Below are 13,105 nucleotides of genomic sequence, written 5' to 3' on the forward strand. Positions count from 1 at the left end.
TTTTATTATTGAAATTAGGTAAGTCTGTATTTGCAATTCTTACTAGACATTTAGTCTCGGCTTCCCTCAGTCGTCTCCCTTTGGCCCGGTCAGTCGCCGTACAGTCAATGCCGAGCGCTTCTCGATTAAAGTCACGATGCTCTCCACCAACGGATGGCCAGAGAAGCCGCTATCAGGTGCCGATTGGAGTTGACGGGCAGCCTCCGGCAGCGTTCTTGCCAACTCCAGAATGCGTTTGCGCGCTTGCGCCTTGGCCAAGCCGGCTGCCTCCGCAAACTGATCCCAGTGCCGCGCCTGTACCTCGCCGAACTTGTATTTGCTCCCGAGCTTCATTGCCATTTTGGAAGTGAGGTTTGGGTACACCGCGGTCGAGAGCGTATCGTAGAGCGGAGCCAACACAGGCGTCTTGTCGGTATAGAGCAAGGAGAAGTTCTTGGCGTGTGCGTCGTGATTGCCGATGAGGGTATTGAATACCACATAGTCGAACAGCCGCAGCACCTGCGGGGCGCTGGGTCGAGTGGCGCGACGTACCAGATCAAAGCACTGTGCAAGGCCAGGGCCGCCCTCGCTCTGGTACTTCATCTCCGGCACCACGCTCAGCGCTTGGCAGAAATCTTCCTGATGCAGCCGCTGGATGGAGTCTTGTGGATTGATTAGTCGATCATAGCGTTCAACCAATAGAAACCGGAGTTCGCCAAGGGAGCGGATTTGCGAGCGCGCTGCCCTGAGTCTCACCACCTCGGCCAATGCCAGGCAAAACCCTTCGTTGGTCACGCTGTCTTCCAGCGCGAGAATGAGGGGCTTGAGAATGTGCGTACTGGGCGTGCTCCCCTTAGGCAAGCCAATCCTGTTCCCGTCGACAGTCACCGGGAGCTTGTCCTGCGCGCCGGCCAGCGAGAGACGCAGGCCATCCCTGCCGGCCAGCATTGGGCGACGGGGCAATTCCTCAAGAATGGCGACAATACCCTCATCGCTCAGCCATTCTATATCACCGCCCGAACTCTGCTGGAGCAGCGGCTGACCCGGTTCGAGAAAGGTAACAGCGCCAGCGCACTCGCCGCCGATATGGTCCAGAAGAGCAAAATCATTCTGGCCCGAAACGTGGAGCTGGTGTGCGATCAAGCGGCGCAGTCGGCCTTCGGGAAGCAGGCCGGCGAAAAACGGTCGCGCAGCGTGGTCGTCGAAGGACTCTGGCCGGAGTGGCAACGAATGGGACAGCGGGACAGCGTCCGTTCGCACCAGCCACTCGGTCGCATACCGGAACATGAGTCGCCCGCTGACCAGCGTCAAAGTGCCTACGCAGTTGGCAAACAGCCAGACGTCGAGCTCATGTGTCATGCTCGCTGCCTCACTGGTTGCCGCCGGGCAGTCCGCTCAGATTGAATTCTCCACCCAACACGTCGATGACACGAAGCACATTTTCCAGCCGTACTGTCGGCTTGCCAGCCTCCAGTTCCACAATGAAGCGCAAGCCTACCCCGGCAGCCAGCGCCAGTTGGAACTGTGTCAATCCCAAGTGCTTGCGGGCGGCCCGAAGGGCATCGCCAAGTTGTTGCGGCGTATGAATGGTGATCATAATTTCCCGATCGGGAAATTATGATCACGACAGCAGTATTTTGCAAGGAGAATTTCCCGTACGGGAAACTTAGGTGAATGCTAAAGCGCTTGGGGCAGCAATGTTTTGAACGGGAATGTGAAGCGGTGTACGGCCAACAGTAACGTTCTGTTCGCGCGGCGCGTCCCTAAACCTGCAAATGAAAAAGCCCGATAGACAGAGGTTGGGCCAAGGGCTCAACCGAACAAATCGATTAAAGTGGCTCCAGCAACTAATTTATACAATTGCAAAAATCCCCATACCAACAATGTACCAACACAAAGATCAAATTCGCCTACTTCCATGCAGAATCAACAGCAATGCATCGGTGCTGAGGATGCTTCTTCTCGGTGACCTCCAATCAAAATGAAATGCGACCGAGAGTTGCGGTATTGTAAAGGCCACACCAAACCTGATCGCACCCTCCTCTCTCTAGGTACTCACTAGTTAAGTCCCAGCCTGTTTATAAAATGTCGGCAAGTCTAGGACGCAACGGCGAATTGAACGAAGGTCTGTCTTTGGTACAGTCTTAACAATCTCTTGATGATCATTACCCAAATCAAGCATCCCTCTCGGCGCATTTACCGTATTTATGAGATCAACATAGCAACCATAATCAATCCCATACACATTAAAGCGTTTCCCAGGAGTGTCTTTAGCTGACATACCCTTACGTAAAACATGAAGCACACGTTCATCATAAAGAAAATCGATTAGCGAGTCCTTGATACCGGACTCCAGGCAAGAATGCTTTTGCTTGGCGCTCCTTGATCACTCTGTCTACGATCCAATGTAACAGCAGTTTGGCGTTTGAATTAGCGCTAATTGCGGCTTCCTTCGAAGTTTGATACCAATCCCTCGCAGCTTTACGAACATTGTCAACGGAAATAGTCTGATCGTCGGCCCGCTGTGCAGCAAGACTAAGAATATGCAGGACATCTCGTGGCACTCCTTCGCAAGCTCGTACCACTTCATTGAAGGCGTTCGCTTGGGAGAATCCGATCGACAAGAGCTCGAGTTCGCTGCTCGGGGCAGAAATTCCTTCCGCTTCTAATGCGGATTTTACATGGGCAAAGACGAGCGCTTTGAAAAACAGCACAGCTCTATCTTCGTCGTTTTCAAACACCATGTAGTCATCAAGATTGACTGCAGAGGATATATCCGCACCCAATTCAAGCCCCACGTGGCCTTGTCTTGTGTCCGTGATCAAAAAACGGCTGCGTTGCTCAATTGCCGCGATTTTAACAGTGACACCTTTTATTGGGAGAACTGCTCTTCTTAACAAATCTGCAAGTAAGGGTTGCAAGTCTGGTGGCACTTCGCTCCATTCATCAATGAGAAGCCAGAGACGCCCTTTCGGCAAGTTCTCAACCACTCTGCGCAGAGCGGTTCCAATGTGTCCGAAGTTTACCCGATTTATCTCTTGCCCCTTAATGGCCTTCTTCACAGTAGCACTATCACGGGAAGACTCACTCACCTTTCGCGAACCCGAGAGCGTTAATGAAGAAGAAAGAGACATATCAAGTCCCAGTTTCGAGTCGGCACCTCCCAAAGTCTCGGCCGAAGCTTCTGTTTCTACTATTGTTTCACCGATAACTTTTACCGAAGCATGAGAGTCAAATAGCTCATCCAATGCCTTTCCTACAGTTCCTAAATTGACCAAACCGTCACGGGCGATCGCTTGCTCAAACAAGTGTTCATGTACGGAAGCAAGAACATCTATAAGTAATCGAGTCGCTCGTTGCGTTATAGGAATAGATGAATCAGCATAAATTCCACCTGAGGAACCTAGGCTCAGGACCTATTAATTTTGGGATTCACGGAAGTGAGCGGATGTGATTCACTTATGTCAGGAGGAGTTGCCATGAGTGATCTTTTTATGCTGTCAGAGAAACAATTCAACCGCATAAAGCCTTATTTTCCCTTGTCCCATGGGGTGGCGCGTGTGGATGATTTGCGGGTGCTCAGCGGGATTATTTACGTGATAAAGAACGGCCTGCAATGGAAGGACGCTCCCAAAAGCTACGGCCCGCACAAGACGCTCTACAATCGCTTCATGCGCTGGAGCAAGATGGGTATATTCAACCGCATTTTTGCGGAACTGGCTGGCAAAGAGGAAACGCCCGATCGGCTAATGATTGACGCCACACATCTGAAGGCGCACCGTACGGCAGCCAGCCTTTTAAAAAAGGGGATGTTCCCCGCCGTATCGGTCGCACCAAGGGCGGCTTGAATTCAAAACTCCATGCCGTGTGCGACAGCATGGGCAAGCCTGTTGTCCTGCTGCTCTCCGAAGGGCAGATGAGCGATTACAAGGGTGCGGCCCTGTTGTTGCCTGTTCTACCCAAGGCAAAAGAGTTGCTGGGGGATCGCGGCTATGATGCTGACTGGTTCAGGGCAGCCCTCAGAGAAAAGGGTATTACGCCCTGCATTCCCCCGAAGAAGAACCGTAAAACCCAGATCGAATACGACAGGGAACTCTACAAGCAACGCCACAAGGTAGAAAATATGTTCGCCAGGCTCAAGGACTGGCGACGCATCGCCATGCGTTATGACCGTTGCGCCCACACCTTCTTCTCCGCCATCTGTATCGCCGCTACCGTCATCTTCTATCTCAATTAATGAGTCCTGAGCCTAGATTACGCATATCTAGCTGGATGGCGAGTTCTCCACTACTCTCTCTCCCTTGGCGTATTACGGTTAACAAATGGGTCTTACCAGTTCCTCTACGTCCAAAAATGATTTGATGATCGACTGTAGTCAGAGTTGATAAAACTGATCCAAAGTCGACAAAAGTGTTCCGTAGAACATTATCGTCTTGACGCTCTGCACGCTTGGCAGTACGTAAAAAAGCTAGGTTAGTGGACCTCATATTTGCACGATTCCTTGACGAAATCTTTTAACCGTATCACCAAAAGGAGCCTGTTACAGGCCCTATGGTTGTCGCCCCACCTAAATAAATCTTGACAGCACTTCGAGCTGATTGCTTTATGCCCGCCATCGCCAGATAGTTTCAGTGCCGCCTAAGTTGCACTTTTCATCCATTGGAGTCCGGCACATTCGGCAATTGCAAATAGCGGCTCCCAATTGTCCTGCGCCCGGTCACCTAGTACCTTCGGGAGCACAGGGCGTGCCTGCTGCACCTGTTCCGAATAGTCATCCGCGAACCGCGCCAGCTTAGACACTAAACTTCGAACAAATTAGGCTCCACGTGGCGCAACTGCTCAATCTTCACTAGACCAAATATCCCAACAATTACTAGTTGATTGCAATGAACAGGAATGGATGGCACAAAACGAAAAACCCGCAATCTCAACAACTGAAGCGGGTTTTCTGGACTTTTTTGGATGGATGAAACAATCATTTGGTGGCCAAGGGCGGAATCGAACCACCGACACAAGGATTTTCAGTCCTCTGCTCTACCGACTGAGCTACTTGGCCTTTTAAAGCGATTGTCCTGTAACAGTCGATTCAGGTACAGGTTTTTAACCGGCGAAATTGTAGCATAGTGCCAATCCTGTTGGAATCCAGCGTGCAAGATTAAAAACTGAGACAACCGGGAAACCATACAATTTTCTTGTCAAACCACGCCCCTTTTTGCCGGGGAAATATAATTGGCCCGTCCCAAAGAGGGGGTGGAAGTCCGGTAAAGATATTATGCCCGGCTGGGGGAAGCATCCAAACCTCGTAAAAACGATCGAATTTTCTTGCTCCCGCACTTTGGGGTATTACCCGTCTGAAAAATCTGCTGTCTGAAACTCGTCCAAACAGGCTACAATTCAATATTTTAGCAGCAATAGGCATGCGCATTTCCCACGGCATTCCCGTTCAGGCTGATGCGCCGGTTGCGCTCACGATCGGCAATTTCGATGGCGTGCATCTGGGGCACCAGGCGATGCTTGCACGTCTTAAAGATGCGACCGACCGGCTTGGTCTCGAATCATGCGTCATGATTTTCGAACCTCATCCGCGCGAGTTTTTCGCACCGGATAAGGCGCCCACGCGCCTCACCAGCCTGCGGGAGAAGCTGGAATTGCTGGCGGCAGCCGGGGTGGAGCGGGTGCATATTTGCCGTTTCGATTTCGATTTTGCCAGAATTCCGGCGGAGGATTTTATTGTCCGCATCCTTCAGCACGGTCTGGCCGCGCGCTGGATTCTGGTGGGAGACGACTTTCGCTTCGGTGCACGCCGTGCCGGCGACTATGACATGCTCAAGGCATTTTCGGCAGAGTGTGGTTTCGAGGTGGAAGAGATGCCGGGCTTTATGGTAAACGGCTTGCGCGTTTCGAGCACGGCCGTTCGCGAAGCGTTGGCGGCGGGTGAACTCGATCTGGTCAAATGCTTGCTGGGCCGTTTCTACAGCATCAGCGGGCGCGTGGTGGATGGCGACAAGCTGGGCAAAAAGATCGGGTTTCCTACTGCGAATATTCAGCTCAAGCATAATCGCCCGCCCCTGTCGGGAATCTTTGCCGTTGAAGTGGAGATGGAAGCTCCGAGGAACGAGGCGCTCCCATCATTGGAAATGCTTTCATTGGATACACTGCGAGGGGTTGCAAGCCTGGGTGTGCGACCCACTGTGCATGAGCATGGCAAGCCGGTGCTGGAGGTCCATTTGTTCGATTTCGACCAGGAAATTTATGGCCGCCATTTGCGGGTGCATTTTCTTCACAAGCTGCGTGATGAGGAAAAATATTCCGACCTCGAGGCGCTGACCAGACAGATTGGCCGGGATGTGGACAACGCGAACAAATACTTTTCCTCGTTATCTGCTTCCGCTCTTTCTGAAAAGAAGCTTGTGCAAAGATAAGGCTGCTCAAAGATAAGACTGCTATTGGCTACATTTTCGATATTTCATGACCGACTATAAAAAAACGCTGAACCTGCCCGATACGCCTTTCCCGATGCGTGGCGATCTCGCGAAGCGAGAGCCTGTGATGCTTAAAGCATGGGAAGAAAAGAATCTTTATCGGAGAATCCGGGAAGTCTGTAAAGGCCGCCCCAGGTTCGTGCTGCATGATGGGCCGCCGTATGCCAATGGGGATATACACATTGGACATGCGGTCAACAAGATACTGAAAGACATCATCATCAAGTCGAAGACTCTGGCAGGCTTCGATGCGCCCTATGTGCCGGGCTGGGATTGCCATGGCCTGCCGATTGAGCACCAGATCGAAAAGAAGTACGGCAAGAATTTGCCGGGGGATAAGGTGCGCGAGCTATGCCGCGCTTTTGCAAAGGAGCAGGTTGCGCGGCAGAAAGCGGATTTCATCCGCCTCGGTGTTCTGGGCGATTGGGATAACCCTTACCTCACGATGAATTACCGCACGGAGGCCGGCATTATCCGTGCACTGGGCAAAATCCATGAAAAAGGCTATCTCTACCAGGGGCAAAAGCCGGTCAACTGGTGTATCGATTGCGGCTCGGCATTGGCCGAAGCAGAAGTCGAATATGAGGACAAGACCTCGCCTGCGATAGACGTGAAATTCAGGGTGGCTGATCCGGCCGCATTCTGGCAAAAGATCTTGAAGCCGTCGGATGGTTTGCCGCATAAGGTTGCCCATGATGATAAACCGATTTATGTCGTTATCTGGACGACCACTCCGTGGACCTTGCCGGCAAACCAGGCGGTGAGCCTGAATCCCAGTGAAGAATATGTGGTGATGGATACCGGAAGTGAGTTCTTACTTCTGGCCGATGCCCTTGTTGACGGTGCCTTGTCTCGCTACGGAATCGCAAAAGCCGATGTGAGCATTGCGGGCAGATGTACTGGCGATGCCTTGGAGCACATGCTGCTGCAGCACCCATTTTACCCCCGGCAGGTACCGATCATTCTGGGAGAACATGTCACCATGGACGCGGGAACGGGTGCCGTGCATACCGCTCCTGCGCACGGAGTGGACGATTATGTGGTGGGGCTGAAGTACGGCTTGCCGGTGGAGAATCCGGTGGGGGATGACGGGCGTTTCTTCGATTCTGTGCCGCTTGTCGGCGGGCTTTCCGTATGGAAGGCGAACGAAGTGGTGATACAGGAACTGGAGAAGAACGGCCTTTTGCTGAAGAACGAGAAGCTCCAGCACAGCTACCCGCACTGCTGGCGACATCGCACACCGATCATCTTCCGCGCGACACCGCAGTGGTTTATATCCATGGATAAAGAAGTCTCGCGTAAGGATCATGGTGAGATCGCGCAATCGCTGCGCGAGTCGGCGACAGCCGCAGTGGAGGCAACCGCCTTTTATCCGTCCTGGGGAAGGGCCCGGCTGGAGGCGATGGTGAACAACCGGCCGGACTGGTGCATTTCGCGGCAACGCAACTGGGGCGTGCCGATGGCGCTTTTCATCAACAAGGAAACCCATGAACTGCATCCGCGCACGAGCGAACTGCTGGAGCAGGTTGCGCAACGGGTGGAGCAGGAAGGGATTGAAACATGGTTTCGTTTGGATGCGAAGGAGCTTCTGGGAGAGGCAGCGCAAGATTACAAGAAGCTCACAGACACTCTGGATGTGTGGTTCGATTCGGGTACGACGCACGATACGATTCTGAAGCCTGATCCGCAACTCGGGTATCCGGCCGACCTTTACCTGGAAGGGTCGGACCAGCACCGCGGCTGGTTCCAGTCCTCCCTGCTCACCGGTTGTGCGATCGACGGGCGCGCGCCTTACGATGCCCTGCTCACGCACGGCTTCGTGGTGGACGGGCATGGCCACAAGATGAGCAAATCCAGGGGGAATGTGATCGCGCCGCAGAAGGTGATGGATACGTCGGGGGCGGATATCCTGCGATTATGGGTGGGGTCTACGGATTATTCGGGTGAGCTTTCGATATCGGATGAAATCCTGAAGCGGGTGGTGGAGAGTTATCGGCGGATACGCAATACGCTGCGTTTTCTGCTTGCCAATCTTGCGGATTTTGATTCATCAACCGATACCGTGCCCATCGGCCAATGGCTGGAAATAGACCGCTACCTGCTGGCCTTTACGAGAAGGCTCCAGGATGAAGTGGTGGAAGACTACCGCAACTTTGACTTTCATTTGATCGTGCATCGCTTGCATAACTTCTGTTCGGAGGATCTTGGCGGTTTCTACCTCGACGTTCTCAAGGATCGGCTGTATACAGCTGCGGCTAGCGGTCTTCCGCGTCGCTCCGCACAAAGCGCGCTGTATCACATTGCCCATAGCCTGGTGCGCTTGTTTGCGCCCATCCTCAGCTTTACCTCCGAAGAGGTATGGCAATATCTCCGCGGCGAATCGGAGAACAGCGTTTTCCTGCATACGTGGCACAAGCTACCGCCACAACCGGATGAGGAAGCGCTCGTGGCGCGCTGGAGCAGGATACGGGAGCTGCGCTCGCAGGTTCAGAAAGCCCTGGAGGAGTCGCGCGCCTCGGGGAAGATCGGTTCTTCACTTGCAGCCGAGGTGCAGATTCGAGTTGCTGGAGATGACTTTTCTCTGCTGGAGTCGCTAGGCGATGATCTCCGGCTTGTCATGATCACCTCGGCGGCGCAGGTCGTTCACACTGAGAAACTGGAAGGGGAAAGCGTTGCCGTAACGCCCAGCGCTCACCCGAAATGCGAACGGTGCTGGCATTATCGGGAGGATGTAGGTGTGGACAGGGAACACCTGACCATTTGCGGGCGGTGCGTATCCAATCTATATGGAACTGGCGAGGAACGATTCTATGCTTGATCGGTTTGCTTATGGTGACAAGCTTATATGAAGCTGTGGGTAAGCCTGGTTATTGCGCTGATTGTAGTGGTGCTCGATTTCGTCACGAAGCGCTGGATAGAGGGCATGTTGGATTATGGCGAACATGTGCCGCTGACCGGTTTTTTCAATCTGGTGCTGGCATACAACGCGGGAGCAGCGTTCAGTTTCTTGAGCGATGCGGGAGGATGGCAGCGCTGGTTTTTCACAACCGTTTCCGCAGGCGCCTCTGTATTAATCGTTTTTTTGCTGTACAGGCATGCGGCAGACAAATTTTTCTGCATAGCTTTGAGCTTGATCCTGGGCGGCGCCCTGGGAAATTTGTGGGACCGCGCCACCCTGGGTCATGTTGTCGACTTTCTTGATTTCCATGTAGCGGGCTATCACTGGCCCGCCTTCAACGTGGCGGATTCAGCGATTTCGCTGGGGGCGGTATTGCTGGTGATCGACGGTTTTCGGCGAAAGGACGCGGACACTGCAAAGAGCAGGTGATTACGGCGCAAGAAGATGTTTCAGACAGCCGTCTTGCCGGGCTGCCACATCACGTCTTCCACACCTTGCTGCCGATTCAGGAAGCGGCATAACACGAACAGAAAATCCGACAGCCGGTTGAGATACTGAAGATGTACAGGAATTAACGTTTCTGCCTGGTAAAGGTCTACGAGGCGCCTTTCGGCGCGACGGCATACTGCCCGGGCAACGTGGCATAATGAAGCGGCGCGAGTGCCACCGGGAAGTATAAATTCCCTGAGCGCCGGTAACGCTTCGTTATAATGGTCCAGTTGCGCCTCCAGGCGGTCGACCTGTCCGGCGCTAATAGTGACCCGCCTCGGGATACATATGTCCCCACCCAGATCGAACAGGTCGTGCTGGATATCTTCCAGTTTTATCCTGGTTTCGCCATCCAGCGTTTCCGCAAGCAAAAGGCCGACAAAACTGTTGAGTTCATCCACTGTGCCCATAGCTTCGATACGCAAGCTCTGCTTGGAAGAGCGGGTACCGTCTCCCAGTCCAGTAGTCCCGTCATCACCGGTCCGCGTATAGATCCTGGTCAGGCGCTTTCCCATGCCAACCGCCTATCAACTTGTGGGGTGATTTCCGTTAACCGGGCAATACGGGGTCACCCTTCCTGCTCCTGCTTGCTTTGATTGCGTGGCGGCATGAATAATGCGGGAATGGGTTTTTTTTGCTGCTTATGGCCGAAATAGTCAAACCGTTTTTCCGGGGGAGATGTTTCGGACTTGGCGCTGGTTCTGTCCGAAGACTCTTCGGAAAATGGGCCCGGTGTATAGGGTTGAGTAAAGAGCGGGTCCTCCGGTAACTTGCCAGCTTTGCGGGAGCCTGCATACTCCTTGGAACTCCTGGCAGTTTTACCCTTGGTCCCGTTAGGCGACATAATTGAATTTGCCTGCTCCAGTTTTCGCGACTGCAATCCGCGAGGCTGCGATCCGGCAGATTTCTTCTCGGTTGGTTGATTGGATCTATGGTCGATTCTTCCGTGCGATGTGGCAGCTTCCCCTTGAGCAACCGTGGTTTCCGGCCCGAAACCTGGAATTGCTTTCGATTCCAGCTTGAATTTGAGCAGCTTCTCGATACCTTTGAGTAATTCCGCCTCATCCTCGCATACGAGTGATACGGCATCGCCCTTGGTTCCAGCGCGACCCGTGCGGCCAATGCGATGCACGTAGTCCTCAGGATTTGTCGGCAATTCGAAATTGACCACGTGCGGTAGCTCTTCAATGTCCAATCCCCTGGCAGCAACGTCGGTTGCCACCAGGACGCGGACCTCGCCCTGTTTGAATTTTGTCAATGCTTCAGTACGCTGCGGTTGGGTTTTGTCCCCATGAATCGCCGTTGCACTGATGTGGTCCCGTTCCAGTTGGTTAGCCAGTCGGCTCGCTCCATGCTTGGTTCGCGCGAATACCAGAACCTGTTTCAGGTCTTGAGATTTGATGATGTGCGCCAACAATTCACGCTTGCGCTCGCGAACCACAGGATGTACTACATGAGTTATCAATTCAGTGATAGTGTTGCGCTTCGCGACTTCGATCAACTCCGGCTCTCTCAGAAGCTTCCCCGCAAGTTTCTTGATCTCATCGGAAAATGTGGCCGAAAACATCAGGCTCTGGCGTTTGGGCGGCAGCAATGCAAGAATGCGCTTGATATCCGGCAAAAAACCCATGTCGAGCATTCGGTCCGCTTCATCCAGTATGAGAATCTCTACCTTAGCCAAATTGATTGCCTTCTGCTGAATATGATCCAGCAGGCGTCCCGGCGTTGCCACCAGAATCTCGATTCCCGCCCGCAACTCACGAGCTTGCGGTTCCATATCCACTCCGCCGTAAACTGCGGCGTATCTCAGGGGAAGATATTTGCCATAGGTTTTTACGCTCTCGTGCACTTGGATAGCGAGTTCGCGCGTGGGGACGAGAATCAACGTACGGATGGGGTGTCGGGCGGGAGAGGCGCTGGTGTTAGCGCCGGGTTGCAGGAGATTTAACATCGGCAATGTAAAACCCGCGGTCTTGCCGGTACCAGTCTGTGCTGCGCCCATGATATCCCTGCCTTCGAGGATACGGGGAATTGCCTGGGCCTGAATCGGAGTTGGGTCGGTATAGCCTTGATCTGCTATGGCGCGCAGAATCTCGGGCGTTAAATTAAGTTGGGTAAACGACATATTCAATACTTCGAGACCGCATGACACGAGGTGTCAATGCGGTCGGAGGAGGATAATTTATAAATAAGGGAAATGATGTACGACAATGGTTGTAGAAGATGAAGAGACTAACGCTATGTAGAGCGTTAAACAGCATTGGTCTGTTTGTGACGAGTCGAATTTAATAAGGTGTACAGTATTAACGTATGCCAATAATCTAAAGTTTAGACTATCTGCGAATTATAAAATTCATTCACTCTTAATCATTTCTTGCTTGCTGGCGGATACTTTCGGGCTTGGTTCCTTTGATCCATTCGCCGCTTTTCGTGAAAACACGCAATAATACCGGTGCGCCACCAATCGCTACCGCATCGACGAGGCAATACCAGGCCGCTACACCGCTTGGCGGATTTCCCTGGGATAGGCTGAGAACGGGTTCTATCGTAGCCCACTTCCATGTCCCGGCTGCGGTGCCGATCAACTCCAGCCAGGTGGTAATAAAAAAGGCTGCCAGATAAACCATTGGGGAGCGACCTTTGAACAGATATATCAGAAACACGCAAAATAGCAGTGCCCCTACCTGATCCCCCTGCTCAGGGTATCCGCTGATCCCCCAGAGCGACCAGATACCGCAAGTCAGGACCACGAAAGCCGCTATTCTTCTGGAATACTTCAGGAAGAGGCCGGAGCGGGCCAGGGCGACTGCGGTAAGATAAACCATGCCATGCCCGGGAGGCACGTAGGCGGGCACATTTCCAAAACGATAGGTGTAGCCTTGCATGTAAATGGAAGCAAAATGTTCACCCGCAGTGGCGAAAGCGACCGCAATGATCACCTGCATCCGCACTTCTTTATTTTCGCCCATCAGCAGTCCGAACAGAAACGTCCATGCGATCAATCCCATGAAGCTTTGCTGCGCGAGACTACCAGTTGCATCCAGGTTTAGACTGAGCGCTACACAAAGAAAAGTGAGTGCGGCGATAAAGTAGTCGCGCATTCTATGTGCATATGGAGTACCTGGTTTGGGAAAGTTGCGTAACATTTCTTGAATCTTGTGTTGGGGACAGCTGTCGGGAGTCTGAGGGGTAATTAACCGGTATGAGGCTTATACAACTATAAAGTGTGAACCATACCATACATCCGGGATTTCTT

12 protein-coding genes and 1 tRNA gene are annotated in these 13,105 nt (G+C 52.9%); 4 read left to right on the plus strand and 9 right to left on the minus strand.

Features of this window, described 5'->3' with window-relative positions:
• Positions 1-66: 66 nt before the first annotated feature.
• The 3 genes from ACZ5BW_RS14085 to ACZ5BW_RS14095 form a co-directional block, all read right to left on the minus strand.
• Positions 67-1,338, minus strand: coding sequence for a HipA domain-containing protein (locus tag ACZ5BW_RS14085; RefSeq protein WP_464541039.1), 1,272 nt, complete (start codon positions 1,336-1,338; stop codon positions 67-69).
• Between the two features lie 10 nt (positions 1,339-1,348).
• Positions 1,349-1,576, minus strand: coding sequence for a helix-turn-helix transcriptional regulator (locus ACZ5BW_RS14090; protein WP_464541041.1), 228 nt, complete (start codon positions 1,574-1,576; stop codon positions 1,349-1,351).
• 715 nt (positions 1,577-2,291) lie between these two features.
• Complete coding sequence (locus ACZ5BW_RS14095) at positions 2,292-3,287, minus strand: hypothetical protein (protein ID WP_464541043.1); 996 nt, start codon at positions 3,285-3,287, stop codon at positions 2,292-2,294.
• Between the two features lie 171 nt (positions 3,288-3,458).
• Here ACZ5BW_RS14095 and ACZ5BW_RS14100 point away from each other — a divergent pair.
• A protein-coding gene (locus ACZ5BW_RS14100; protein ID WP_464541045.1) for an IS5 family transposase occupies positions 3,459-4,216 on the plus strand; the annotation gives its coding sequence in 2 pieces (ribosomal slippage) (positions 3,459-3,792 and positions 3,792-4,216; 759 coding nt in all).
• Here the strand turns inward: ACZ5BW_RS14100 and ACZ5BW_RS14105 are convergent.
• The 3 genes from ACZ5BW_RS14105 to ACZ5BW_RS14115 all read right to left on the minus strand — a co-directional run bounded on the left by ACZ5BW_RS14105 (position 4,209) and on the right by ACZ5BW_RS14115 (position 5,035).
• Positions 4,209-4,466, minus strand: a complete 258-nt coding sequence (locus ACZ5BW_RS14105) for an ORC-CDC6 family AAA ATPase (protein ID WP_464541046.1) — start codon at positions 4,464-4,466, stop codon at positions 4,209-4,211. The genes ACZ5BW_RS14100 and ACZ5BW_RS14105 overlap by 8 nt on opposite strands.
• Before the next feature lie 151 nt (positions 4,467-4,617).
• The gene (locus ACZ5BW_RS14110) at positions 4,618-4,779 is read right to left on the minus strand and encodes a DUF3631 domain-containing protein (protein ID WP_464541048.1); all 162 of its coding nucleotides are present in this window, start codon (positions 4,777-4,779) and stop codon (positions 4,618-4,620) included.
• 180 nt (positions 4,780-4,959) lie between these two features.
• Positions 4,960-5,035, minus strand: a tRNA-Phe gene (locus ACZ5BW_RS14115).
• 361 nt (positions 5,036-5,396) lie between these two features.
• Between ACZ5BW_RS14115 and ACZ5BW_RS14120 the strand changes: the two genes are divergently transcribed.
• From ACZ5BW_RS14120 to lspA, 3 genes are read left to right on the plus strand one after another with little or no spacing between them, the layout of a single operon-like run.
• Entirely contained in the window at positions 5,397-6,401 is a 1,005-nt protein-coding gene (locus ACZ5BW_RS14120; protein WP_464541050.1) for a bifunctional riboflavin kinase/FAD synthetase, read from the plus strand.
• A 46-nt stretch (positions 6,402-6,447) separates the two neighbouring features.
• On the plus strand, positions 6,448-9,279 hold the full coding sequence (ileS, locus tag ACZ5BW_RS14125) for an isoleucine--tRNA ligase (protein ID WP_464541052.1): 2,832 nt from the start codon (positions 6,448-6,450) through the stop codon (positions 9,277-9,279).
• 27 nt (positions 9,280-9,306) lie between these two features.
• Positions 9,307-9,789 (plus strand): signal peptidase II, encoded by a 483-nt coding sequence (lspA, locus tag ACZ5BW_RS14130; protein ID WP_464541054.1) that lies wholly within the window; start codon positions 9,307-9,309, stop codon positions 9,787-9,789.
• 20 nt (positions 9,790-9,809) lie between these two features.
• Here the strand turns inward: lspA and ACZ5BW_RS14135 are convergent, their stop codons facing one another.
• The 3 genes from ACZ5BW_RS14135 to ACZ5BW_RS14145 all read right to left on the minus strand — a co-directional run bounded on the left by ACZ5BW_RS14135 (position 9,810) and on the right by ACZ5BW_RS14145 (position 12,995).
• Positions 9,810-10,364 carry a cob(I)yrinic acid a,c-diamide adenosyltransferase gene (locus ACZ5BW_RS14135; RefSeq protein WP_464541056.1) on the minus strand — a complete coding sequence of 185 codons (555 nt, stop codon included), beginning with the start codon at positions 10,362-10,364 and terminating at the stop codon, positions 9,810-9,812.
• Positions 10,365-10,417: 53 nt separating this feature from the next.
• Entirely contained in the window at positions 10,418-11,974 is a 1,557-nt protein-coding gene (locus ACZ5BW_RS14140) for a DEAD/DEAH box helicase (protein ID WP_464541058.1), read from the minus strand.
• 238 nt (positions 11,975-12,212) lie between these two features.
• Complete coding sequence (locus ACZ5BW_RS14145; RefSeq protein ID WP_464541060.1) at positions 12,213-12,995, minus strand: hypothetical protein; 783 nt, start codon at positions 12,993-12,995, stop codon at positions 12,213-12,215.
• Between the last annotated feature and the right edge of the window lie 110 nt (positions 12,996-13,105).

Source organism: Nitrosospira sp. TNL300 (assembly GCF_055385915.1).